Here is a 23,960-nt window from a genome sequence, read left to right as displayed (position 1 = left end):
ATATTCCTATCCTTTCTAATTTATATATTTTTTATTTATATATAGTTTGCATATTTTTCCTTAATTATATTTATAAATTCAAATTTTTTTACCTACTTTTTTCAAGCATTTTATCTGCAGTTAGATTTATCCCTATAGCGCCTATCGGAGCTGTAATCAAAACACTAAGTATAGCCATTGCTTGCATTATTTCTCCACCTGCAACTCCCATTTGTAAAGGTATTGATGCCTTTGCAGATTGTACTGTTGCTTTTGGTAGATACGCTATTATACAAAATATTTTTTCCGACTTATTAAGGTTTGTTCCTTTTAGTGCAATTAAAACCCCTATTGAACGTATTGTCAAAGATATTGATAGTATCCCTATACCTACTAAAAAATATTTTCCTACTAATGATGCGTTTATAGCCATTCCTACAAATGTAAATAAATATAATTCCCCATTTTTCCAAATAAAATTCATTTTCTCCAATATTATTTTAGAACTTTCTTTTATATAATTTCTAATAAAAAATCCATATACCATTATTACTAACAACGAGTTAAATATCTGCACATGTAAATTTTTTTCTACATACCTCATTGCTAAACAAATTATAAAAGCTAGTATAACTTTTCCATAATCATTATCTATTTTTTGTATATATTTCTTACTTAACTTAAATATTATAAATCCTGACATTAAGCTTAATATAATTGTTACAGGTATTAATAATATTTGTGTAAATACTGAAGAATTTTGCCCTAATTCACTTTGCATATATATCCCTAAAAATGTTGTGAATAAGGTTATTGCTACAGTATCATCACAACTTGCCCCAACTAACAACATTTGTGGTATTGCTTTATCTTGCCCTAATTTTTTATCTATTAATGATACCATAGAAGGTATTAAAATGGCTGGACTTACTGCGGCTATTATAAAACCAAGAATCCCTCCTTGTATAAAAGTAAAATCTAAAAATATAATGCATAAAAACGCTATAGTAAATCCTTCTAGTGTTGCTGATACTATACTTAATAAAACTGCTGGTCTACCTATTTGTTTTATTTGAGATAAACTTATTACAAATCCACCTATAAATAAAATTATTACAAGCGCTATATCTTTTATAGATGGCGCTATCTGTAAAACGTCTTTTGTCACTAAGTTAAATAATGCTGGCCCTATTAACATACCAAATATCATCATACCTATTAAAGATGGCAATTTGAATTTTTCTGCCAATTTCCCACTATAATTTGCTAAAATACCTATTATGATTAAACTTATTAATACTGTTACCATACTTATCCTCCTAGTATTTTAAACTTAAAAAACAAATTGTTTTTAATTATGTTTTGCATATTTTTTATTTAAACATAGATAAATGTTTCCATTAATAATAGTATGGTTATAGTAAATTTTATATTAGAGGGTAGATTAATTATAAAAATTAACATAAGTATACTGAAAAAGTTTTGTGATATAAATTCTAACTTTAACATCTCTGTTATAACTATGGCTCGTAGTAAAAATTTTTTATCTCCAATATTAGATATTAAAGACTTTAAAGGTCCTACTGTTGCAGTACTTGATAAAGATTTTAATATCATAGGAATTTTTGAAGAAAGACCTCTTAAAGTAAAAACTTTTAATAATTTTGAGAATATAAAACTTGATTATTATAAAGAAAAATACATATTAGATAGTGTTGAAGATTTTTTAGATATAATGGAAAAAGTATAATTTTTAAATAGAACATTTTATTTTGTATATTATAACTTTTATTATTAATGATTAATTTTTCTTAATTTTACCATACTATTAATATAATTAATTTTAGGAGGTAATTTATGCAAACTAATTTAAACTGTTTAAACCATAACTGCTCATTTAACAAGTCTTTTCAATGTTATGCTTCTCATATAAAAATAGAAGGCTTTGAAGCTTCTATAACACCCGAAACTTATTGCGATACATTTAAAGATAATACTTCTTTTAATTTGTCTAACTATAGTGGTGAAATATCTTTAACTAACTCCCAAAATATTTCTTGTTGCGCTAATAATTGTAAATACAATATAAGCGGAGGATGTGCTTCAAGCTATGTTGAGATTAATCTTGAAAATGCTAGCTGTGAAACTTTTGTATTAAAATAAAACAAAAACCTAGATAATATTCAACTTTTCAGATGAATGTTATCTAGGTTAAATTTAATTTCAAAATAATATTTTTTAATTAATATTTCTAAGCTACAAACTTTACTTTTTCTTCTTCACTTGGTTCTAGTACTCCAAGCTTTTTAGCCACTAACTTTGTTGTACTAGCTTGTACTATAAGAGTTACAAGTATCGTCATAAATACTACTGAAGATATTATTTCATATCCTGGTAACTTCATAGAAACTATTATACCCGATAATGCAGCTGGTATAACACCTGTTTCTCTAACCCACATCATGAATAACTTATCTTTAAACGTCCAATTTGCTTCTTTATCAAATGATGTAGATATTAAAACTACAAGTGGTCTAGCCACAAACATTAATATTAAAACTACTAAAAGGGCTGGTGCCCAGTATTTTGAAAGCGCTGTTAAATCAACTTGTGTTCCTAATACAACGAATATTCCCATACGACACAATGATCCAATACTTTCTCTAAAGCAATGTTCTGAATGAAAATCATATTCAGGAACCCAAAGTCCAAATAATTTTTTATTTCCTGCAATAAGTCCTGCAATAAATACTGCCATATATCCACTACCATGGAAAAGTACAGCTAGTTCGTAAGCTAAAGCTACTTTTAATATAGACATTATTGGTGCATATGAGTGGAATACCCCCCACTTTTTATCACATATTAAAAGCGAGAATACATACCCCATAACTATACCAACAGTTATTCCAACTACTGTTGATATTATTAATTCTTCCATACTCTTACCTACTGAAAATTGTCCACTTGTTACAACTCCAAGTAATGTAGAAACTAATATTGCTCCAACTGCATCGTTAAAAGCAGACTCACTAACTACAGTTTGCTTTATCTTATCCTTTATTGTTACTTGTTTAAATACTGGTATAAGTGCTGCTGGATCTGTAGATGCTATTACTGCTCCTAAAAGTAAAGCTGTCATTATTGGTACACCAAATATTTTTTGAGCAAATAGTCCAACTACTCCTGCTGATATCAAAACCCCCACTGTTGACAACATACCAACACTTAGCTTTACTTTATTTAAAACTTTTAGATTTATTTCTCTACCGCCTTCGTATAATATAAATGCTGAACCAAATGTAAGTATTAAGTTATTCTCTATAGGGAAAGACTCTATACTAATTAAATTAAGCATTGCTGGTCCGATTATGATTCCTGCTATTAAATATAAAATTACGTCTGGTATCTTTATAATTTCACTTACTTTACCTAAAACTATACCCGTTATAGCAATAGCAGAAAATATTAATAACAAATTATTAGTTGCAATTTCTTCCATTGTATTCACCTCTTCATTATTTTTTCTTTTGTCTTTTTCGATAAAATACATTATATTCCTAACTTTTGCGTAAGTCAACCATTTCATTTGATAATTTTTCTTATTTTTTTATATTATAATAGTTATTTTTTTAATTATTTTTTTATTTAATTATCTACTTATTTATTTCAGTATTTATATTTATATCTATCAAACCTTATAAATAACATTTTCCTTATTCTGAAATATATAATCCGAATTTTCCAACTTAGTTTCACCTATTTCAAATATTTTTTTCACTAAAAAAATCAACCCAAAATTAATATTTATTTTAGACTGATTTTCTTTTATATACTTATATTATTTTGACTCATTTTGCTAGTTAACTTAAGTTATTATTTTTTCAAATTTAAATCTTTACAATTTGTAATGTAATGCCATTCACAGCTTTTACATATATCCATAAATTTATCTTCATTAATATTAGAATAAACTTTATACTGCAAGTCCTTATAGGTGTACTTACCGTTTTTAATTTCAAAGTGTTTTGATACCTTTAAATCTATATTTTCTACTTTATCTTGGCTTTTGCATAATCCATTTCTCATATTATTTGGACATTTACTACATATATCGTCTAATCCAAATACTACTTCTACTTGTTGATTCACATTTTCTTTTAATGTTTTTATTATTTTTTCCATATTTTCGTTAAATTTTTGGCTATATCCTTTGCCTATATATGCCTTCATACATAAAATATGGTGTGGTCTTATTTTTAACATTTTCCAAATCCTAAATTCACTCTTTTACAAACACTCATTCCTACAACATAAACTAATCCTATTTTTATTATATCTATAACTATAAATGGTAATACACATGCCATAAACCCACTAATAAAACTCATATTCATTATTAGACAAAATTGAAATGTTCCTATTAAATAACTTGTCAAAAGAGCTACAATCATTCCTGCAACTACTAAAAACTCAGATTTCCCTTTATTTGAGAAGTATCCTACTATAAAAGAAACTATTGGAAATGACAATAAAAATCCACCCGTAGGTCCTAATATAACTCCAGGTCCTCCACTCATTTGTGCAAATACAGGTATACCTATTGTACCTATTGCTAAATATATTATTTGAGATATAAATCCTAATTTACTGCCTAATAACATTCCACACAGCATAACTGCAAATACCTGCATCGTAAGTGGAACTGTTGTAAATGGAAGTGGTACTGATATTTGCGATAATATTGCTGTTATACTTGCAAACAATGAACATATTATTAAATCTCTAATAGATAATTTCATATATCTTACTCCTTCGTTTTTTGGTTTACCTTTATACTTCTTAAAGGTTTACCTTTATTATATATTATTTTTTCCCGATTCACAAATACTAATTTACAAATAATTAAAATAAAATAATCCATAGCAACTTACTTGCTATGGATTTCTTTATTATTTTATAATACTCTTTTTGCTCCTACATGTGCATTTTGCCAGTATGAAGTATTTATATTAGTTCTTTGTATTACATCCCCTGGTTTTGGAGAATGTATCATTTCTCCGTTGCCTATATATATACCAACATGAGTTATATTCCCACTTCCATCTGTGCTTGAAAACAATAAATCACCAGGCTTTAAATTTGAATAGTTAACACTTGATCCAACATTGTATTGGTCTCTGGAAACTCTAGGTAATTTTATTCCAACTTTACCGTATACATAATAAGTTAATCCTGAGCAATCAAAACTATTTGGCCCTTCTGCACCCCATGCATATGGCCTTCCTAACTGAGCTTTAACTAAGTCTATTACTGCTTGTCCCTTATCTTGTGGGATCGATTCTTCATTTTCTGTGTTATCATTGCCTGATCCATTATTAGATCCATCATTAATTGATGTACTTATATATGCTCCACTTCCCCATCCTATTTTTCCACTTGACATCTTTACTTTGTTCCATCCATTTGAACTTTCTAATATCTCTACTCTATCACCTTTATATACTTTTGTTATTACTGAATAACTTGTACTTGGTCCGCTTCTTATATTTAGTGTACTTGTTGTTACCACGGCTTTAGTTCCATTTGATGGAATTGATGTTTCATTATCTGATGATCCACCACTATTAGATGAAGTGCTTATATATGATCCACTTCCCCATCCTATTTTTCCATTTGATAACTTTATTTTATGCCATCCGTTTGAACTTTCTAATATCTCTACTCTATCACCTTTATATGCTTTTGTTATTACTGAATAACTTGTACTTGGTCCACTTCTTATATTTAGTGCACTTGTTGTTATCACTGCTTTAGTTCCATTTGATGGAGTTGATGTTTCATTATCTGATGATCCACCACTATTAGATGAAGTACTTATATACGCTCCGCTTCCCCATCCTATTTTTCCATTTGATAGCTTTATTTTATACCATCCATTTGAACTTTCTAGTACTTCTAGCTTATCACCCTTGTATACCTTCGTTATTACTGAATAGTCTGTACTTGGTCCACTTCTTATATTCAGTGCACTTGTTGTTACTATTGCTTGCTTTTCATCTGCAAATGAAATTGTTGATGCCATAGCCAGCCCTATACTTGTCGCACAAACAGCTACCGCCACTCTTCTTTCTAACATAGTTAATCTCCCCATTTTATGTATATTTTTAACAATATATATTTTAATTACTAAATTTTCAAAATAATTCTTACTTATATTATATACTTAAAATTACTATTTGTTGTATATTTTTTAATTTTTTTATGTTTTAATACGAAAATAAGTAAATAATTAACTGAAACTTACATAATAATAAGTTTTTAATAATATGCTAAATTTCCACAATAAAAAAGCAAGTATTTCAAATTTAGTTTAACTATAAAGAAATACTTACTTTTTTATTTAATTTGAAATTATTTTATGTATTTTTAATCAAGTATTATTCTTATTATATCTCCATTTTTTCTTTCTAGATTAGCTATTTCTCCAGACAAATCATAATCAAATGCATGCAGTATTATATTTAATAATTTTTTACTATCTATAATATCATTTTCAGTATTAAAAAAATCTAATGCATTATTTTGAACCAATTTTTTCACGAAATTTATAGGTAATTTTATATGCACTTTATCGCCATTATGAGATAATACTCTAATTCTTAAAAGTCTTTCTTCATGACCTCTTTCTAATTGTTTTGCCATATTATCCTCCTCATTTTTATCTAATAAAAAACTGTTCTACATTGTTTAGTTTTAAACAATAAAAGAATATCTCTCTATATGTAATTTATATTCTTGTGCTAAGTTTTTTTATTCCTAATATTAATATTTAAATCTTAGTTTATTTTGTAAAAAAAATCATTTTATGATAAAATTATTCTTTGATAAATAATCTTATTTTAAGGAGAGAAATATATTGTTAAATTATATAAAATTTTTAATCTATCAATTATTAGGTTTTTCTTTAGCTATACCCAAGCTTATTAAGTTTAAAAAGAGTCCTGATAAATTTAGTTCAAAAGAAACATTTGAATTCATTCATAATCAAGCTAAAAAATCACTTGATTTTATAGATGTAAAACTAACGGTACTTGGAAAAGAAAAACTTCCTAGCGAACCTGTTTTATTTGTTATGAATCATTCTAGTATGTTAGATAGCTTTATACTTATGGCTAGTGTTGATAGACCTACAGGTTGTTTAATAGCAGATGAGCCTATTTGGAAAAATATGCCTTTAATAAAAGATTGGACTAGTCTTATAAACTGCGTTTATATCAATAGATCGAATAATAGAGATGGTATAAAAAGCATTATTAAGGCTTCTGAAAATATATTATCTGGTCACAGCATGGCGGTATTCCCTGAAGGAGATCTGACTTGGATAAAAGACCCTAATTCATTAATATCTGATTTTAGAAGTGGTGCTCTTAAAATAGCTTATAAAGCTAAATGTCCAATAGTTCCTCTTGTTATAAAAAATTCTAAAGATATTTATGAAGGATATCACCCAGTTGGTAAAATTAATTCATATCCCATTGAGGTTGAGTTTTTAGATCCAGTTTATGATCACCTGTCTGATACTAGTTTAAAATCCAGTAATTTAGGCATTTCTATTAAAAACAATATGATTAATAATATAAGACAATTTTTAAATAAATAAAAGTATGGAGATTTCTCCATACTTTTATTTGACATATTAGCCTCCTATTTGATACATTCTTCTATTAGTATCGCTAAATCGATTTTCATTTAAGTAGTGTTTTTCTGGTTTTTCTAATATCATTTCTTTCATTATTTCTCTAAATATTAGTGGCTTATTAAGATAATATTTTATGTCAATTTCTTCTTTTGAGTGAAGACATAATTTAATATTTCCATTGGCTGTTACTCTTATTCGATTGCATTCACTACAAAATGAACAGCTCATAGGAGTTATTACCCCAACGCGACCCTTAGCTCCATCATATTTATAATATTGGGCTGCACTTTTTTTATTTGAACTTACTTTATATAGTTCATCTATACTATCTATCATTTGCCCTATATTGAAATATCCTTTTTTATAAACTTTACTAGCTTCCCCTAAAGGCATAAGCTCTATAAATCTAACGTCTATTGGATAAAACTTTGTCATCAACATAAAGTCTAATAATTCATCATCATTAAAACCTTTTATAACAACACAATTTATTTTCACTTTAATCCCTAAACTCAAACATTTGTGGATAGATTTTAAAACATCCTTTAAGTCTCCACCTCTTGTGATACTTTTATATTTATATTCTTTTAATGAATCCATACTTATATTTACACTTTTTAGCCCATTTTGATATAATTCATACGCCATTTCATGAAGCCTAATGCCATTAGTTGTTATTCCAATATCATCTATTCTACATTCTTCATAAGTATATCTTATCAAATCTACTAAATTTGGATATAAAAGAGGTTCTCCTCCAGTAAATCTCACTTTGTTTATTCCTAGTTCTGACATTCCTTTAATAATAAATTTATAGTCATTTAAGCTAAGCACATCGTTTATATAGTTTTTCTCAAACTCTATATCTGATGGCATACAATAAATGCATCTTAAATTACATTTGTCCGTAAGTGAAATACGGACATAATTTATATTTCTTCCATATTTATCTACCATAGCTAGCTACCCTCTTTACTTGCCTATTTTATTATATAAACTAATTATATACTATTTTGCATCTTTAGTGGCATATTATGTAGCTTCATATATTGAATTTATTTTCTATCTTTTCTGTGAGATAAATGTCCGTTATTTTTAACTAACAATAATTCTGCAACTATTCCAAATGCAATTTCTTTTACATCATTAGAAGAAATATTAAGACCCACAGGGGCATAGACTTTATTTAATCTATTCTCTTCTATGCCTTCTTTTATCAATTCACTTTTTAAAGTTGTCCACTTTTTTACACTTCCTATCATACCCGTGTATGTAGGATTCTGTTTTATTATTTCTCTTAAAGCTTCTAAGTCTTTTTCATATGATCTTGTTGCTATTACTACATACGTATTTTCATCAATCTTCAATTTATCTAATATATTAGATATATTACCAAAATAAATTTCATCTGCCAGTTTAAATCTTTCTTTATTTCCAAATTCTTGCCTATCATCAATTACTATAGTGTGAAAATCTAAACTTCTAGATACATTATATATATTAAACCCTACGTGGCCCCCTCCTACTATTAACAATTTTGGAGTAGGTTTAAATACTTTTATATAACCTGATACATCCCCCCCACACTGCATCGGCATATCTTGTGAACTTTCGTCTAGGGAATGTGAAAACAAACTATCTTCACCAGCTTCTAAGCATTCTTCGCATTTAGTTATAACTTCATATTCAAGTATTCCGCCGCCAACAGTTCCCATTATACTTTTATCTTTAAAAAACGCAAGTATTGCACCTGCTTTTCCAGGACTAGAGCCTTTTACTTCTGTTAACGTTGCAAATGCAACTTTATTTCCCTTTTTTAGCTCAGCCTTTATTTTATCTAAAATTTTATAATACATATAAATTCCTCCAATATTATAAACTCTTAATACTTATATTTTGTTATTATAATAGGAAATTACAACTTCTAATACACTACCTGCTATACATCTTGCTTTATCTGATATTGTATAACAGTTTTCAACTTCATCGATTCTTGGATCTATATCCAATATCTTAAGCTTATTTATTATATTAGTTTTATTTTTTATAATACCTCTTAAAACCCCATCTATACTTGCTCTTACCTCATGATTTTTTTCGCTATCGTCCTTTATATAAGCAATGGTTTGATTTTTTTTCACTATGTCTCCAATTTGAACTAAATTTGTTATAACTCCAATATGTTTAGAATAAACAACTCTCTCTTTGCTCATTCCATTTATATTACCTGGAATACCTGTGTTTTCAAGTGCGTATCCTTTATATATTATTTTACCTAAATTATGCCCTCGCATAGTTTCAATAACCACATCTACATCTTTACCTGCACAAAATCCTGGACCTAGAGCAATAGTTAAAGCTGCCATATTTTTACTTGTTCCTATATTTTTTTTCGCTAAAATGGCATCAATAACTATTTTAGGTTTTAACTTTTCTATGTACTTACCTAAAGGATCTACTGCTAATGCGATTTTTCCTTCTTTTAAAGCATCGTATATCTCATAAGTATTTTTGCATAATTTACAATATACATTTTCAACCATAGCTTCTTTTTCATAAACAGCTTCACAAAATGATACTTTTCTTCTTATAGCTAAAGGTTTATCTACCTCTAGTGCTAATACTTTAAAGCCGCACTTATTAAGCTTGTGCATCACTGCACTTGATAAATCCCCTGCACCTCTTACTATTATTATGTTTTCCATCACAAGCCTCCATTTTTTTTAATTTATAATTAGGCTCACTGTTTTATATTTATTTAAATAGTTTTTTATTTATATAGTTAATTATATCACACTTTAAAATTACCTTTTTAATAACGTTAAATATAATATTCTATATACTAAAAAAAAGACGCTTATATTGCGTCTTTTCCATAGTTACTAAAATATAAATTAAGCATTGATTTAACATTATCAGATTTCATAATTTGATATATTACAGCTACATCATCACAGTACTTTGATGAATATAGCATATTGATTTTGCTACTCCAACAATATATTTCATTTTATTTGTCACAGCATGCTATACCAAAAACTCCCGGACCTGTATGAGCACATATACAACTTCCCAAATTAACTTCTAATATTTCTTCAAGTTTAAATTCTTCATTTAATTTTTTCTTTAATGCTTCTAAATCTATATCTCCACAACCTACTATAACTTGTTTATTACTTAAATCTTCTCCATATTGTTCTTTTATAATATCTACTATTTTATTTATGGCTTGCTTTTTACCTCTAACTTGAAAAATTGGTTTGATTAATCCATCTTCTAAACATAATATAGGCTTTATATTTAACATATTTCCTATAGTAGCCTTAGCTAATGATATTCTTCCACCTTTTTGTAGATAATCTAATGTTTCAACTGTGAAAAGTAAAGATACACTACTTCTTAAATTTTCTAAATGATTTAATATTTCTTCTACCTTCTTGCCTTCCTTAGCTAATTTAGCCGCTATAAGTACCATACATCCAATACCTATTGATAAAGATAAACTATCAAAAGTATTAATACTCCCTTGTTTAATATCATTTTTAGCCATTACAGCACTTTGGTATGTTCCCGATGTCTTTGAAGATCCTCCAATATATATAATTTGTCTATTTTGAGATATATATTTTTCAAAGATATTTTTAAATGCCATATATGTTACTTGAGATGTCTTAGGAAGCTTATCATTTTCTCTAAGCATTTTGTAAAACTCAACTTTAGTTAGATCTATCCCATCTATATATTCTTTCTCGTTAAACATTATACTAAGCGGTACTACTTCTATATCATATTTTTCTATCAATTGCATTGGTATATCAGACAAACTATCACATATTATTTTTATATTATCCATATTATTCCTCCATATTTAGTAACAACTAAATTAATATATTATTTATTTTTATGATTTTTTTTTCTATTAGTTGAACTGTAATCAAATTTTTTTGACTTTTTATTTGCAGTTGGTTGTTCATTTTTATAAATATTTTTTAAACTTTTAAATATAATTCCTATACCAAACATCGCTGGCAATAAGAATAAAGGCATTTTTTTAAAAAACATCATACTAGCTATGAAAATCAAAATCCCAAATAATCCAAATCCTAAATTTAGCTTATACCATCTTTCCATATAAAATCCCCCATTTAACTTTAATTGCTTTATTACTTCTATATTGTTACTTTTATCCCCTTTGTTGCTTTATTATAAACTATCTATATATTTTTCAAGTATTATAGCCCTTATACTTTCATATTTTACAAAATCAGGTAATACTTTCTTTATATAGCTTATTTTTTCATCTCCAAATCTATCTATTGCATCTAATATCATTTCTTTCTCATTTTCCTTATACATTGATTTTATATCTATATCAAATTTTATATTTTGTCCTTGTTTTATATAATCATAAATGTATCCTAACGCTGTTGATACAGACACTTCGATTTCTTCACAAACATCTTTTATATTTTGTCCTTGATTTAATAAATCTAATACTATTTCATCATTCTTTCTGTTATCTCCATCTAAAATAAGTTTAAGCCTTTTTTTGTCTTCCCATTTAGGTACAATATTATTTTCATTAACATACGTCTTTACTATATCTATGATCTCTTCACCATATTTATTTATCTTAACAGGACCTATTCCACTTATGTCCTTAAGTTGTTCTTCATCTAGTGGATACCTTCCGCTTATTTCTTTTAAAGTATTTCCACTAAGTATCATATATGGTAAAGTTCCTTCTACTTTTGATACATTTAATCTAAATTCTTTTAGCTTTTCATGTAAATTTTTATCTGTTTTTACTTCAAAGTATTCGTTATCTTTTATAGTATTTGTTTTTTCCTCATCGTATTTATTTAATAAGCTATCTTTATCTATATTTTTTTCTACTAAATATAGCTTTATTTCATTTTCAAATAATTTACCATATTTTTGATATTTAATTTCTCCGACTCCTGATATGTTCATCATTTCATCTTTAGTTGTAGCATATAAACTTGCCATATTTCTTAGTGTAGCATCCCCAAATACCATATATGGTGCTACTCCTTCAGTTTTAGCTATTTCACTTCTTATATTTATTAATCTTTCATATAATTCATTTTCTACATATCTAGATTTAGTTACCTTAGCCTCTTTAAATTCAACTTTAATTTCTTTTTTGATTACCTTAAGTGACTGTTCATTTAATCTAATTGTCGGATAACTACCTCTCATACCTATATTTTCTACTATATCTAAAAATCCATGAGATACTAATGTATTTATAAATGTTTTTAAATCCTCATTAGAGTATTTTTTCATTATCCCATATGTAGATAAACTATCAAATCCAAGTTCTAATACCTTCTTATTTTTAGATCCTCTAAGAACATCTATAATCATAGTAGCCCCATAGCCCCTCTTCATCCTAGCAATACACGATATAACCATCTGTGCATCTAATGTCTTGTCTACTACTTCACCTTCATTTAAACAATTACTGCAATTATTACAATCATTTTCAAGGCTATCCCCAAAATAATTTAATATAGTTTTTCTATAACACATATTGCTATAAACTAAGTCTACCATTTGTTGCAATTTTTTATATTGAACTCTTTTTCTATCAGAATTCTCAATTGACACTTCTACTAGATATTTTTGAGTATGTATATCTCCTGGAGCAAATAATAAAATACACTCACTATCTTCTCCATCTCTTCCTGCTCTACCTATTTCTTGGTAATAATTTTCTATACTTTGTGGCATATTATAGTGGATAACCCATCTAATATTAGGCTTATCTATTCCCATACCAAAAGCATTAGTTGCTACCATTATTTTTATATCATCATTTATAAAATTTTCTTGATTTTCTTTTCTAATTTCTGTAGATAGTCCTGCATGGTACTTAGACACTGAATACTTTTTCTTTGATAGGCCTTCATGAATACTTTCTACTTCTTTTCTAGTTGATGCATAAATTATTCCACTTTCATTTTTATGATTTTCTATGTAATCTAATAAATATCTATTTTTAGACGATGATTTTACTACGTTTATAGATAAATTTTCTCTATCAAAACCAGTTATATAAATATCTGGATTATTTAGATTTAATACACTTTCGATATCCTCTCTAACTTCATCACTAGCTGTAGCTGTAAAGGCAGTTACTATAGGTCTAGTTTCTAAACTATTTATAAAATATGGAATTCGTTTATAACTTACCCTAAAATCATGACCCCATTGCGAAACACAGTGGGCTTCATCTATTGCAACTTGACTTATATTTTTATACTTTATTAAATTTATAAAGTCTAAACTATCTAATCTCTCTGGTGCAACATATATTATTTTATATTTGTCATTTTTTATATTTTCTAATACTAAGTTATACTCATTAGCAGAAAGAGAGCTATTTATAAGTTCTGCTTCTATGCCCATAGTCTTTAAAGCATCTACTTGATCTTTCATCAGTGATATTAATGGAGAAATAACTATTGTCACTCCATCTAAATACAAAGCAGGAACTTGATAACAAATAGATTTACCTCCTCCAGTTGGCATTATTGCAAGTACATCTTTTTTATTTATAATTGAGTTTATAATACTTTCTTGTCCTTTTCTAAAACTTGTATATCCATAGTACTTATACAGTATGTCTAAAGGTGTTATATTCATATATCATTCTCCTTACTAAACGAACCTAAATTTGACTAAATTATAGTCATTTTTATATTTTTTATTCATCATTTTTTAGTTTTCACTTATTATATATTAACACACTAACAATATCTTTATCCATCATATTTAATGATTGTATTTTATACATAGCTTTTATTTATATCTGTTTAAAGCTCTATATAAAATATTTATTCTATACATTTTAACTTTCATATTTACATATATAATAACAACTACTACATATATAATAATAACTACTACATATGTAAATATTGGAGGTATTTATGAAATTTAAGGAGATAGATAAGCTTTCACCCGAAAAATATAAACTAATACAAAAATACTCTCTTTCTCTAAATGATTCTTTAATTTGGGAATTCAAACATGATAAATACTATACTACAAAATATTTTTCTAATAAATTTGCTGTAAAGCAGTCTACTTTAGCCCTTTTATTTAATATACATAGATTATGTTATGCTAAAATAAAATACTTTGAGCATAATTTTCATAAGTATAAACCTTACAAATATAATTTTAAGGTTGGTTTTTTTGAATGTGAATTATTCGATATGGAATTTATTTTGCATAAGCCCAGTAATATAATAATAGATATTAGAAATCTGCAAGAAATAAAAGATATTAATAAATTTAAAGATTTTTGTAATTATCTAGAAACATTTGAAATTAAATAAAAAGCTATCTCTCTTGAGATAGCCTTTTTATATTATACTATTTTCTTTTTAACTGACTTGCTATTCCAGCACTCAACATTTTCAAGTCCCTCTATATTAGATGCATCAAATATAGGATCTTTTATACCAGCTTTCTTCTGCTTAGTATAGTCATCCAATGCCATAAATGCATATTTTCCTAAAAGCACTATCGCTACTAAGTTTATAACAGCCAGAAGCCCCATAAATACATCAGCTAAATCCCAAACTATTTGTACTTTAGTTAATGCTCCAAATAAAACCATTCCTACAACTAATGCTCTAAATATATTTATTCCTACTTTATTTACCTTTATAAATTCCATATTAGATTCACCATAGTAGTAATTTCCTACTATAGAACTGAATGCAAATAAGAATATACAAACAGCTATGAATATATTTCCTATAGGTCCTATATGAGAACTTAATGCTACTTGTGTTAATTCTATTCCTGTTAATCCAGTTTCTGCGTATGCAGGATATAGAAGTATTATGAATGCTGTACAACTACATATAACTATAGTATCTGTAAATACTCCTAATGTTTGTATTAGACCTTGCTTTACTGGGTGAGATACTTCTGCTGTAGCAGCTGCATTAGGTGCACTACCCATACCTGCTTCATTAGAGAATAATCCTCTTTTTATACCAATTAACATGATACCACCCATACTCCCCATAGTTACTGATCCAACATTAAATGCACTTTCAAATATTAACTTAAATACACTTGGTAGTTGACCTATATTCATTACTACTATAAATAGTGCAACTAGGATGTATAATCCTGCAAATATAGGTACTATTATTTCAGAAACTTTTGCAATTCTATGAATTCCACCGAATATTACAGCAGCTGTTAATACAGCTAAGGCTATACCCATAGTCAATTTATCTATCCCAAAAGCATTACTAAATGCAGCTGCAACTGTATTTGCTTGAACTGCGTTAAATACAAATCCAAAACAAATAGTTATAAGTACCGCAAATGTAACACCCATCCACTTTTTATTTAAACCTTGTTCTATATAATAAGCTGGTCCACCTCTAAAAGATTTTCCATCTTTAACTTTATATATTTGAGCTAATGTACTTTCTACAAAACTTGATGCTGAACCTACTAAAGCTATTAACCACATCCAAAATATAGCTCCAGGTCCTCCTGCTATAAGTGCAAGTGCTATACCTGCTATATTCCCTGTTCCAACTCTTGAAGCAGTACTTATACAAAATGCTTGGAAAGATGATACTTTTCCTTCAGCTTTTGCTTCTTTAGAATTTCCATCTCCTAAAAGTCTAAACATTTCTTTGAAATATCTAAATTGAACAAATTTAGTTTTAAAAGTGAAGTACACTCCTAATACGATTAATGCAGCTACTAATATATAAGACCACAAAAATGTATTTAAGCTATCGATTAATTTTAATAATATTTCCATTTTAAAGCCCCCTTAATATTCTATAGTTTTAATTATATTTAATGAAAATCAATAATTTCATTATACTATTTTCATTAAATACTAAATTTTTTTAAATAAGTGATTAATGAGTATTTTGATTTTTTTTTTATTTTATATTCATTATATATGTTACTTATGTATTTTTCAACCCTAAAATTGCATAATTCTAATTTCAACTTGCATTTTTTATTCTTTTGAATAAAAAAAACATTTGCCGTCATATTTTAAAAACAGTTTTATTTTTCAAATTAAGATATTTTATTTTAATTTGTGTCAAAATTATTTTATATGCTTTAATTGCAAATAGTACTAAAGAGTACTAATATTTATTTATTGGACAAATATTAATACTGGGGGGTATGTAATAGTGGGAACAGAACAAATAATAGCTATAGTTATATTTTCACTAGTTATGCTAGCTATTATCACAGAAAAAATTAATAGATGTGTAGCTGCATTAAGTGGCGCACTTCTTATGGTTTTATTTAACATACTTCCTATGGAAGTTGGGCTAAGTCATGTTGACTTTAATACGATTGGTGTTTTAATAGGCATGATGCTTTTTGTTGCTGTAGTTAAAAATTCAGGATTATTTGAATATATAGCTATATTTACAGCTAAAAAGGCAAAAGGGGATCCATGGAAAATCATGGTTAGTTTCATTTTTATAACAGCAATATTATCTGCTGTTTTAGATAATGTTACAACAGTTTTATTAATTGGTCCTATGACAATTGTTATAACTCATATCTTAGATCTTAATCCTGTTCCATTTTTAATAACTCAAATTATAGCATCTAACATCGGGGGTACTGCAACACTTATCGGTGATCCACCAAATATAATGATAGGAAGTGCAGCTAATCTTAGCTTTACTGACTTTGTCATTAATTTAGGACCTGTTGTTGTTTTATTACTTTTTGTTGTTATTATTTGTTTTAAATTTATTTTTGGTAAAAAACTTATAGTAGAGGAATCTCATAAGCAAAATATTTTAAGTTTAGATGAAAACAAAGCTATTAAAGACAAAGCGCTGCTTATTAAAAGCATAGTTGTTATGATTTTTATACTTTTAGGCTTCACACTTCATAGCATTATTCACATTGAATCTAGTATTATAGCTTTGACTGGTGCTACTATAATGCTTATGATTGGCAATCAAGATATTGATGAAATATTAGCAAGTATTGAATGGTCTACAATAGTATTTTTTATATCGTTATTTATAATAGTTGGCGGCCTCCAAGAAGTAGGTATTATAAATGATCTTGCAACGGCTCTAATAAATGCTACTAAAGGTAATCCAATGCTTACTATGTTGATAATATTATGGATATCTGCAATAGTTTCTTCATTCTTAGACAATATTCCCTTTGTAGCAACGCTTATTCCTCTTATTTTAACTATGGAGGCACAAGGTATAGATGTTGTGCCTCTTTGGTGGGCAACTTCATTAGGTGCATGTCTAGGTGGAAATGGTACATTAATAGGTGCATCAGCAAATATAGTTTTAGCTAATGTAGGCCAAAAACATGGGTATCCAATAACATTTAAAAACTATTTTAAAATAGGATTTCCTATCATGATTTTAACTATAATTATTTCTACAGCTTATTTAATATTAAAATTCTAGTTATTTAGAAAGGTGATGTTTTAATGAATATAAACACTGCTCAAGGAGATGCAATAGAAATCTTACTTCGTCAAATGGGCGCGTCAGATGTAATTAAGGTACAAGGTTTATTGTACTTTATGAAGTTTAAATTAAATGATAATGTTGAGATATCCTATTCTTACAATATTAATACTAAAAATAAGTATTTTTTACAAAGAATAAAGCCTTATCCTCTACCACAAGGTGTTTTTTCTGATGAATATGAAATAGTTTCTTTCATAAAAAAAGATTTAGAAAAATTTAGTACCGCTATACATAGTACTAATTTCAATTTATTTATTGACGTTAATAAAAAAGTTAATAACATAACCTCTGAAATGGAGTATTTATTCTTAAACCATAATGTTAATTCTAATGAACTTTTAAGATTAGATAAGGAATTAAATGATATTTTACAAGAAATAGAATTTGCTAAAATTTCATCTAAAAAAATTTAAAAATATAGCTAGGATTAAAAAATCCTAGCTATATTTTTATTGAAATTATTTTTGTTGTTTTTTTTGCTCTATCTTTAACTTATCTAAATATGCAACTGCACTTAACGCTGCTATTTGACCTTGTCCTGCAGATTTAATATATGAATATGGTTTTCCAACACAGTCTCCGCTTGCAAAACAACCCTCTATGCTTGTTTTCATATCGATATCTACCTTAATATGAGGACCATCAGTTTCTATCCCTGGAACTAGAGCTTTTGGAGATGCACTATCTTTTATTACAAAAACTCCATCAACATCTATTTCATTTTCTTTAAAAGCTACACGGTTTACAAGATTATCACCTTGTATTTGTATAGGTCTTTCATTTATAACTTCTATAGAACTATCTAAATCATTTGAAGATCTCATTAAGCCTTCATTTTTATACATAGGTATAAAATATGTCTTAGATGCTATTTCATTTAAGAAATTAGCTTCCTCCTCTGATTCCTTATTATATCCAATTATAGCTACTTTTTTATCTCTATATAAAGGTGCATCACATGTTGCACAGTATCCTACACCTTTACCTAAAAATTCTTCTTCACCTTTAATAGGTTTTCCGTATTCTACTCCGGTTGCCAATATGACAGTAGTTGCTTCAAACATGTCATCTCCTGACATTAGAGCAAAATATTCACCCATTGCATAAACATTATTTATCTTTTTGGTGGATATTTCAATATCCATACTTTCTATATGCTTTTTAAATTTGTCTTTTAATTCATCTCCACTTATATCATAAAATCCTAAATAATTATCTATAGATGGTGCTTTTACCAACTTATTACTTAGATTTTCATTTCCAAAAACTATTATATTTTTATTTCTTATTTTTCCATTTATTGCTGCAGATAGCCCTGCAGGGCCACTACCAACTATTGCTATATCATATCTCATATTTACCACCTATCATATTATAAATGTGACTTAACCTTAGCCTTTATTTTTTCTTTAGGCATAAATCCTACTAATGATTCTACTGGTTTTCCATCTTTAAATATCATCATTGTTGGTACAGTAGATACATTAAATTGTTGTGCTATTTCTAAGCTTTGATCTATATCAACTTTAACAAATCTAGCTTCATCTTTCATTTCTTCTCCTAGTGATTCAAACACTGGAGCTAACATTTTACAAGGTCCACACCAAGTAGCAAAAAAGTCTACTACTACTATCCCTTTATTACTTTCTACATCGCCTCTAAATTGTGTTGTATTTATAACTTTAGCCATCTTTTATCCTCCTAAATATTCTATACTATTATACTATGTATAATACTACAATATAGTTATTATTTATAATATTTTATTTATTACATATATACCCCCTCTATGTAATTTAAAACAATTTTATTTTACTTTTTAGGTATTATTATTTCAATTTTTGTATAGTCTCCTAATTTTGAATCTACATCTATTCCAATATTCAAACTTGAACACAGCATTTTAGCAATAGACATACCTATACCAGAGCCATCTATATCTTTATTTCTAACATTATTACTTCTAAAAAATCTGTCAAATATGTATGGTATATCCTCTTTTTTTATTCCTATACCACTATCAACAACACATATACTTATATCATTACCTTTATCTTTAACTTCAATTAATATTTTATCCCCTTTTTTGGTATATTTAAATGCATTATCTATAAATATAAGAAGTAATTGTCTTAATTTATTTTTATCCGTAATAATTATTTCATCTTTAATTTCTATATTTATATTAAATACTTTATCTTGAACTTGTGCTATATCTATATAGTCATTACTAATCTCGTTTAATAGCTCTTTTATATTTGTTTGTTCTTTATTTGTTTTATTAATAGAATCTTCTTTTGTAAGGTATAGTAAATCACTTATCATTTTTTTTATTCTTCTAGTTTCTTTCATTGCATCTGCTATAGTTTCAACTTCATCTATTACAGTATTATTTGGTGATTTGAGCATACTTTCTAATTTTGACGATACAATTGATATAGGTGTTCTAAGTTCATGAGATGCATCTTGAACAAATTTAACTTGGTTATTCCAAGCAGTCTCTATTGGCACTAGTGCTTTTTTAGTCAAATATAGTGCCACAAAATACGTAATAATAACAGCCATTATTATAGCTATAATAAATACAAATATAAGTTGTTTAAATGAATTTATTTCAGAATCTATATTTCTTATTATTTGTATTTTATATTTGCCTATTTCTATGTTAAGTTCTCTAAATGTATATCCATTTTTTTTATATGTGGAAAATTCATTTACTTTATTTTTTTTTCTTTCTGGAAATATATCTTCAAAATATCCATTTTGTGTATAATACCTTATCCGGTTTCCTTCATATACATATACCATATTACTTGGGTCTTTTAAAACTATGGGATAAAACAGTGAAGTATTACTTAATTGAATAGATATATTCTCTAATTCTAACCTTAATATTTTATCTATACTATTATATGAAAGTCCCTGAAAATAAGAGTATATAAATATAGAAAATATAATAAAAAAACTTACAACAACAATTATATTTATTTTTATCAAACTGTTCTTAGTTTTATTAAATACATTTTTATTTATCATCAAATAAATACCCTACCTTACGCTTGGTTTTTATGTATTTATCATATCCATACTTATTTAATTTTTTTCTTAAGTTACTAACATAAACTTCTACTATTTCTATAGTAGCATCTGAGTCTATTCCCCATATTCTATCGTATATTTGCTCTTTCAATAATATAGATCCTTTGTTTATTAAAAAATACTCTAATAAATTAAATTGTTTATTTTGAAGTTCAATTTCACTATTTCCTATTAATACAGTTTTTTTATTAGTATCTAAATATAGTTCTTTAAAATTTATAATATTCTTATCTTTTATCTTACCGTTAGTTCTAAGTATCGCATATATCCTTGCTAGTAATTCTTCCATATAAAATGGCTTTGTTAAATAGTCGTTTGCACCTATTTCAAAAGCATTAACTTTATCATCTAAACTTTCTTTTGCTGTTAAAATAAGAACCGGTGTATTTATGCCATTATGTCTTATATTCTTTAATATTTCTATTCCACCAATACTCGGAAGCATTAAATCTAGAACTACTAAGTCATATATGTTTTGATTTATTAAATATAGTGCCTCTTCTCCATCCTCACAACCACCTACATCAAAATGTTTTCTTAATTCAATTAGCATACTTTCCAAAAGAATTTTATTGTCTTCTACTACTAGTACCTTCAAAAATATTCCCCCTTACTAATTATAAACTTTGATTAATTTGTATTTTACAACATAAAAAGCCCGTTGTATTAACTAATTAAAATTAGTTAATACATCGAGCATTCTAAGCTTATTTTTAATTTTCATAAGTGCCATTTTCCCTATATTCTAAACTTGATAAATCATTATACATATCAATGTCATTGCACTGCCCAGTATAAGAACATCCTTTCATTTGGTTCAAAGCTAAAAAGTAACAACTGACTATATCTGTAAGATCTGTATTGTTTTTATACATACCAACATAATTTTTTTCTTTTGTTTTTTTAGTTCTTTTTTGCATACCAAATCCTTCTTTCGTATTATACTAATTTTTATAAATAATCATTATTTATTATTTATCATAAACATAGTATTTATCCATATAATTTAATTTGTTATTGAATTATTTATTTATCGTAGCTGTATGAGATTTAAGATCAATTTCTATATTAGCTTTTTCTTTTACATCATCGTAACTATATCCTATTATTTTTAATTTATCAGCGTCAGTTGTAGCTATTATATCTATTTCTATTTCTTCTGATGCCTTTAGTACATTATAAGCTGCTAAGTGGTTAACGGCCACATATTCATCATTTTTTAATTCACCTATTTTAAGCGCAATATTTCCTAAATCTATTTGGGATGAGTTTTTAACCTTTACTGCATATGTATTTTTATCATTCGAATCATTTTTTTTATATACATCTGATATAGTTAAAACTTCATGTATTTTGCTATTTTCTATTTGTTGCTGATTATCTCTTATTTTCACAACATCTTTTTTTAAATAAATACTTACAATTTTATTTTCTGCATCATATCCATAAGATGTTACTTTTATGCTCTTTGCATATTCTTTATGCGGAAATGCAATATAAGATGTTTCTCCTGGTGCTAAGGTTAAATCTAAAAATGTCTCTGAATTAGAAATCATATTATTGTTTTTATCAAGTTCTTCATAACCTAGCCAAATGTTAGATATATAAAAATTAGAAGTATTTTCTATTTTAGTGACAGTATTATTTTTATCTACACTTGATATATTAGTAATTTCAGGATTTGTTATACTAATCGCTTTCGCATTTTTATTGTCTATTTGTATATTAGTTACAGCTTTATTTCTATTCTCACTAACAGTATTCTTTTTACATCCACTAAGAGCTATTATATTGGTTAATAATATTATTAATAACAAACATGATGTTTTTGAAATTTTTCTCATATTTTAAGCTCCTCATATTTAAATATCATTATATTTTTTTACTTTTTAATTTTTTACTTTTTAATTTTTTTACTTTTATAACAAGTATTTGTGCTCATTCATAAAATCTCGTAATGCTTGAGTAAGTATTTCTTGTTTACTAAATTGTGAATTACTACATAATCTTTCGAAGTTTTCCCATGTTGTCTTGTCGACCCTTATACTAGTATTCTTTAGATTAGTCATATCCTTATTTTCTATATTTATGTCTTTTTTAGAAGATATTTTTTTAGGTTTCATAGACTTATAGTCTTTTACTTGCATATACCAATCATATACTTCACATAATTTATCCATATCTTCTACTGTCATATTTATTTTTTTATCTTTTTTTGGAGTTAACTTTTTTTTATTTTTTTCCTTTATAGAAATTTCTAATTTAGGATTATTATTCTTTTGTGACTTTATCTTATTTTTTTCTTTTGTGTTTTTAGTATTACCATTTTTACTTTCTTTTTTTTGTTCTTTTATATTTTTAAACTCGATTTGTTTAATTTCATTGCTTTCTTTTATCTTATATTTATTATTTTCTAATTTATATCCATTTCTATTTAAAAATGACCTAAGTGTTTTTGAAGCTATTCCAATTTCTTTTGATATATCTTCAAACTCAATATTTTTCTCTTGTAATTCTAAGAATTTTTCTATTCTTTCCTTGCCTTTCATGCTTCTCCTCCATAATCTAAATTAACTTATATTTATTGTATCATAATATGTAATTTTTCACAAAATTCACTTCACTTATAA

The 23,960-nt window shown here is 26.8% G+C and carries 26 protein-coding genes; 6 read left to right on the top strand and 20 right to left on the bottom strand.

What is annotated here, in order from left to right; genetic code table 11:
* Positions 1–88 precede the first annotated feature (88 nt).
* Positions 89–1,288, bottom strand: a complete 1,200-nt coding sequence (locus QOZ84_RS07895) for a cation:proton antiporter domain-containing protein (protein WP_284132409.1) — start codon at positions 1,286–1,288, stop codon at positions 89–91.
* A 102-nt stretch (positions 1,289–1,390) separates the two neighbouring features.
* Here QOZ84_RS07895 and QOZ84_RS07890 point away from each other — a divergent pair, with 102 nt between their 5' ends.
* Together QOZ84_RS07890 and QOZ84_RS07885 are read left to right on the top strand one after the other, a co-directional pair.
* Positions 1,391–1,729, top strand: a complete 339-nt coding sequence (locus QOZ84_RS07890) for a thioredoxin domain-containing protein (protein WP_284132408.1) — start codon at positions 1,391–1,393, stop codon at positions 1,727–1,729.
* Positions 1,730–1,836: 107 nt separating this feature from the next.
* The gene (locus QOZ84_RS07885) at positions 1,837–2,142 is read left to right on the top strand and encodes a DUF1540 domain-containing protein (RefSeq protein WP_284132407.1); all 306 of its coding nucleotides are present in this window, start codon (positions 1,837–1,839) and stop codon (positions 2,140–2,142) included.
* A gap of 88 nt (positions 2,143–2,230) precedes the next feature.
* Here the strand turns inward: QOZ84_RS07885 and QOZ84_RS07880 are convergent, their stop codons facing one another.
* The 5 genes from QOZ84_RS07880 to QOZ84_RS07860 form a co-directional block, all read right to left on the bottom strand.
* A complete protein-coding gene (locus QOZ84_RS07880) occupies positions 2,231–3,481 on the bottom strand; it encodes a cation:proton antiporter (protein WP_284132406.1) in 1,251 nt (416 codons plus the stop codon).
* A 374-nt stretch (positions 3,482–3,855) separates the two neighbouring features.
* A complete protein-coding gene (locus QOZ84_RS07875; RefSeq protein WP_284132405.1) occupies positions 3,856–4,245 on the bottom strand; it encodes a DUF1284 domain-containing protein in 390 nt (129 codons plus the stop codon).
* On the bottom strand, positions 4,239–4,781 hold the full coding sequence (locus tag QOZ84_RS07870; protein ID WP_284132404.1) for a biotin transporter BioY: 543 nt from the start codon (positions 4,779–4,781) through the stop codon (positions 4,239–4,241). Before QOZ84_RS07870 ends, QOZ84_RS07875 begins: the two co-directional genes overlap by 7 nt.
* A gap of 155 nt (positions 4,782–4,936) precedes the next feature.
* The gene (locus QOZ84_RS07865) at positions 4,937–6,118 is read right to left on the bottom strand and encodes a C40 family peptidase (protein ID WP_284132403.1); all 1,182 of its coding nucleotides are present in this window, start codon (positions 6,116–6,118) and stop codon (positions 4,937–4,939) included.
* A 290-nt stretch (positions 6,119–6,408) separates the two neighbouring features.
* Positions 6,409–6,684, bottom strand: a complete 276-nt coding sequence (locus QOZ84_RS07860) for a hypothetical protein (protein ID WP_284132402.1) — start codon at positions 6,682–6,684, stop codon at positions 6,409–6,411.
* Positions 6,685–6,898: 214 nt separating this feature from the next.
* Between QOZ84_RS07860 and QOZ84_RS07855 the strand changes: the two genes are divergently transcribed.
* On the top strand, positions 6,899–7,642 hold the full coding sequence (locus QOZ84_RS07855; RefSeq protein ID WP_284132401.1) for a lysophospholipid acyltransferase family protein: 744 nt from the start codon (positions 6,899–6,901) through the stop codon (positions 7,640–7,642).
* Between the two features lie 36 nt (positions 7,643–7,678).
* Here the strand turns inward: QOZ84_RS07855 and moaA are convergent, their stop codons facing one another.
* From moaA to recQ, 6 genes are all read right to left on the bottom strand, one after another.
* Positions 7,679–8,638: a GTP 3',8-cyclase MoaA gene (moaA, locus tag QOZ84_RS07850; protein WP_284132400.1), complete on the bottom strand. Its 960-nt coding sequence runs from the start codon at positions 8,636–8,638 to the stop codon at positions 7,679–7,681.
* 98 nt (positions 8,639–8,736) lie between these two features.
* Positions 8,737–9,537, bottom strand: a complete 801-nt coding sequence (locus tag QOZ84_RS07845; protein ID WP_284132399.1) for an XdhC family protein — start codon at positions 9,535–9,537, stop codon at positions 8,737–8,739.
* A 33-nt stretch (positions 9,538–9,570) separates the two neighbouring features.
* Positions 9,571–10,386 carry a selenium-dependent molybdenum cofactor biosynthesis protein YqeB gene (gene yqeB, locus QOZ84_RS07840; protein WP_284132398.1) on the bottom strand — a complete coding sequence of 272 codons (816 nt, stop codon included), beginning with the start codon at positions 10,384–10,386 and terminating at the stop codon, positions 9,571–9,573.
* 305 nt (positions 10,387–10,691) lie between these two features.
* Positions 10,692–11,534, bottom strand: coding sequence for a DegV family protein (locus tag QOZ84_RS07835; protein WP_284132397.1), 843 nt, complete (start codon positions 11,532–11,534; stop codon positions 10,692–10,694).
* A 38-nt stretch (positions 11,535–11,572) separates the two neighbouring features.
* The gene (locus tag QOZ84_RS07830) at positions 11,573–11,812 is read right to left on the bottom strand and encodes a hypothetical protein (protein ID WP_284132396.1); all 240 of its coding nucleotides are present in this window, start codon (positions 11,810–11,812) and stop codon (positions 11,573–11,575) included.
* Positions 11,813–11,884: 72 nt separating this feature from the next.
* On the bottom strand, positions 11,885–14,353 hold the full coding sequence (gene recQ, locus QOZ84_RS07825; RefSeq protein ID WP_284132395.1) for a DNA helicase RecQ: 2,469 nt from the start codon (positions 14,351–14,353) through the stop codon (positions 11,885–11,887).
* A 287-nt stretch (positions 14,354–14,640) separates the two neighbouring features.
* Here recQ and QOZ84_RS07820 point away from each other — a divergent pair, with 287 nt between their 5' ends.
* Entirely contained in the window at positions 14,641–15,051 is a 411-nt protein-coding gene (locus QOZ84_RS07820) for a hypothetical protein (protein WP_284132394.1), read from the top strand.
* Between the two features lie 32 nt (positions 15,052–15,083).
* On the opposite strand, the gene QOZ84_RS07815 is transcribed toward QOZ84_RS07820, so the two are convergent.
* Positions 15,084–16,511, bottom strand: a complete 1,428-nt coding sequence (locus QOZ84_RS07815; RefSeq protein WP_284132393.1) for an alanine/glycine:cation symporter family protein — start codon at positions 16,509–16,511, stop codon at positions 15,084–15,086.
* 388 nt (positions 16,512–16,899) lie between these two features.
* On the opposite strand from QOZ84_RS07815, the gene QOZ84_RS07810 reads away from it, so the two are divergent.
* Both QOZ84_RS07810 and QOZ84_RS07805 read left to right on the top strand, forming a co-directional pair.
* On the top strand, positions 16,900–18,165 hold the full coding sequence (locus QOZ84_RS07810; RefSeq protein WP_284132392.1) for an ArsB/NhaD family transporter: 1,266 nt from the start codon (positions 16,900–16,902) through the stop codon (positions 18,163–18,165).
* Between the two features lie 23 nt (positions 18,166–18,188).
* Positions 18,189–18,644: a hypothetical protein gene (locus QOZ84_RS07805; RefSeq protein WP_284132391.1), complete on the top strand. Its 456-nt coding sequence runs from the start codon at positions 18,189–18,191 to the stop codon at positions 18,642–18,644.
* A 45-nt stretch (positions 18,645–18,689) separates the two neighbouring features.
* Here QOZ84_RS07805 and QOZ84_RS07800 read toward each other — a convergent pair whose 3' ends face one another.
* From QOZ84_RS07800 to QOZ84_RS07770, 7 genes are all read right to left on the bottom strand, one after another.
* Positions 18,690–19,586, bottom strand: a complete 897-nt coding sequence (locus tag QOZ84_RS07800) for an NAD(P)/FAD-dependent oxidoreductase (protein WP_284132390.1) — start codon at positions 19,584–19,586, stop codon at positions 18,690–18,692.
* A gap of 17 nt (positions 19,587–19,603) precedes the next feature.
* On the bottom strand, positions 19,604–19,921 hold the full coding sequence (gene trxA, locus QOZ84_RS07795) for a thioredoxin (protein WP_284132389.1): 318 nt from the start codon (positions 19,919–19,921) through the stop codon (positions 19,604–19,606).
* 122 nt (positions 19,922–20,043) lie between these two features.
* Entirely contained in the window at positions 20,044–21,267 is a 1,224-nt protein-coding gene (locus tag QOZ84_RS07790) for a sensor histidine kinase (RefSeq protein ID WP_284132388.1), read from the bottom strand.
* A complete protein-coding gene (locus QOZ84_RS07785; protein WP_284132387.1) occupies positions 21,257–21,928 on the bottom strand; it encodes a response regulator transcription factor in 672 nt (223 codons plus the stop codon). Before QOZ84_RS07785 ends, QOZ84_RS07790 begins: the two co-directional genes overlap by 11 nt.
* A 115-nt stretch (positions 21,929–22,043) precedes the next feature.
* On the bottom strand, positions 22,044–22,250 hold the full coding sequence (locus QOZ84_RS07780; RefSeq protein ID WP_284132386.1) for a hypothetical protein: 207 nt from the start codon (positions 22,248–22,250) through the stop codon (positions 22,044–22,046).
* A 102-nt stretch (positions 22,251–22,352) separates the two neighbouring features.
* Positions 22,353–23,174, bottom strand: coding sequence for a hypothetical protein (locus QOZ84_RS07775; RefSeq protein ID WP_284132385.1), 822 nt, complete (start codon positions 23,172–23,174; stop codon positions 22,353–22,355).
* Between the two features lie 75 nt (positions 23,175–23,249).
* Complete coding sequence (locus QOZ84_RS07770; RefSeq protein ID WP_284132384.1) at positions 23,250–23,879, bottom strand: DNA-binding protein; 630 nt, start codon at positions 23,877–23,879, stop codon at positions 23,250–23,252.
* Positions 23,880–23,960: the final 81 nt, after the last annotated feature.

The sequence above is a fragment of the Romboutsia sedimentorum genome, assembly GCF_030131845.1.
Classification (GTDB): Bacteria; Bacillota; Clostridia; order Peptostreptococcales; family Peptostreptococcaceae; genus Romboutsia_D; species Romboutsia_D sedimentorum.
Note: the sequence above shows the minus strand (reverse complement) of the source record. Positions and strands in the feature narration are given on the sequence as shown.

Excerpts from the sequence above, each read along its gene's own strand:
- QOZ84_RS07895 (WP_284132409.1), bottom strand. The coding sequence starts at position 1,288 with ATGGTAACAGTATTAATAAGTTTAATCATAATAGGTATTTTAGCAAAT.
- QOZ84_RS07890 (WP_284132408.1), top strand. The coding sequence starts at position 1,391 with ATGGTTATAGTAAATTTTATATTAGAGGGTAGATTAATTATAAAAATT.
- QOZ84_RS07885 (WP_284132407.1), top strand. The coding sequence starts at position 1,837 with ATGCAAACTAATTTAAACTGTTTAAACCATAACTGCTCATTTAACAAG.
- QOZ84_RS07880 (WP_284132406.1), bottom strand. The coding sequence starts at position 3,481 with ATGGAAGAAATTGCAACTAATAATTTGTTATTAATATTTTCTGCTATT.
- QOZ84_RS07875 (WP_284132405.1), bottom strand. The coding sequence starts at position 4,245 with ATGTTAAAAATAAGACCACACCATATTTTATGTATGAAGGCATATATA.
- QOZ84_RS07870 (WP_284132404.1), bottom strand. The coding sequence starts at position 4,781 with ATGAAATTATCTATTAGAGATTTAATAATATGTTCATTGTTTGCAAGT.
- QOZ84_RS07865 (WP_284132403.1), bottom strand. The coding sequence starts at position 6,118 with ATGTTAGAAAGAAGAGTGGCGGTAGCTGTTTGTGCGACAAGTATAGGG.
- QOZ84_RS07860 (WP_284132402.1), bottom strand. The coding sequence starts at position 6,684 with ATGGCAAAACAATTAGAAAGAGGTCATGAAGAAAGACTTTTAAGAATT.
- moaA (WP_284132400.1), bottom strand. The coding sequence starts at position 8,638 with ATGGTAGATAAATATGGAAGAAATATAAATTATGTCCGTATTTCACTT.
- QOZ84_RS07845 (WP_284132399.1), bottom strand. The coding sequence starts at position 9,537 with ATGTATTATAAAATTTTAGATAAAATAAAGGCTGAGCTAAAAAAGGGA.
- yqeB (WP_284132398.1), bottom strand. The coding sequence starts at position 10,386 with ATGGAAAACATAATAATAGTAAGAGGTGCAGGGGATTTATCAAGTGCA.
- QOZ84_RS07835 (WP_284132397.1), bottom strand. The coding sequence starts at position 11,534 with ATGGATAATATAAAAATAATATGTGATAGTTTGTCTGATATACCAATG.
- QOZ84_RS07830 (WP_284132396.1), bottom strand. The coding sequence starts at position 11,812 with ATGGAAAGATGGTATAAGCTAAATTTAGGATTTGGATTATTTGGGATT.
- recQ (WP_284132395.1), bottom strand. The coding sequence starts at position 14,353 with ATGAATATAACACCTTTAGACATACTGTATAAGTACTATGGATATACA.
- QOZ84_RS07820 (WP_284132394.1), top strand. The coding sequence starts at position 14,641 with ATGAAATTTAAGGAGATAGATAAGCTTTCACCCGAAAAATATAAACTA.
- QOZ84_RS07815 (WP_284132393.1), bottom strand. The coding sequence starts at position 16,511 with ATGGAAATATTATTAAAATTAATCGATAGCTTAAATACATTTTTGTGG.
- QOZ84_RS07805 (WP_284132391.1), top strand. The coding sequence starts at position 18,189 with ATGAATATAAACACTGCTCAAGGAGATGCAATAGAAATCTTACTTCGT.
- QOZ84_RS07800 (WP_284132390.1), bottom strand. The coding sequence starts at position 19,586 with ATGAGATATGATATAGCAATAGTTGGTAGTGGCCCTGCAGGGCTATCT.
- trxA (WP_284132389.1), bottom strand. The coding sequence starts at position 19,921 with ATGGCTAAAGTTATAAATACAACACAATTTAGAGGCGATGTAGAAAGT.
- QOZ84_RS07790 (WP_284132388.1), bottom strand. The coding sequence starts at position 21,267 with ATGATAAATAAAAATGTATTTAATAAAACTAAGAACAGTTTGATAAAA.
- QOZ84_RS07780 (WP_284132386.1), bottom strand. The coding sequence starts at position 22,250 with ATGCAAAAAAGAACTAAAAAAACAAAAGAAAAAAATTATGTTGGTATG.
- QOZ84_RS07775 (WP_284132385.1), bottom strand. The coding sequence starts at position 23,174 with ATGAGAAAAATTTCAAAAACATCATGTTTGTTATTAATAATATTATTA.
- QOZ84_RS07770 (WP_284132384.1), bottom strand. The coding sequence starts at position 23,879 with ATGAAAGGCAAGGAAAGAATAGAAAAATTCTTAGAATTACAAGAGAAA.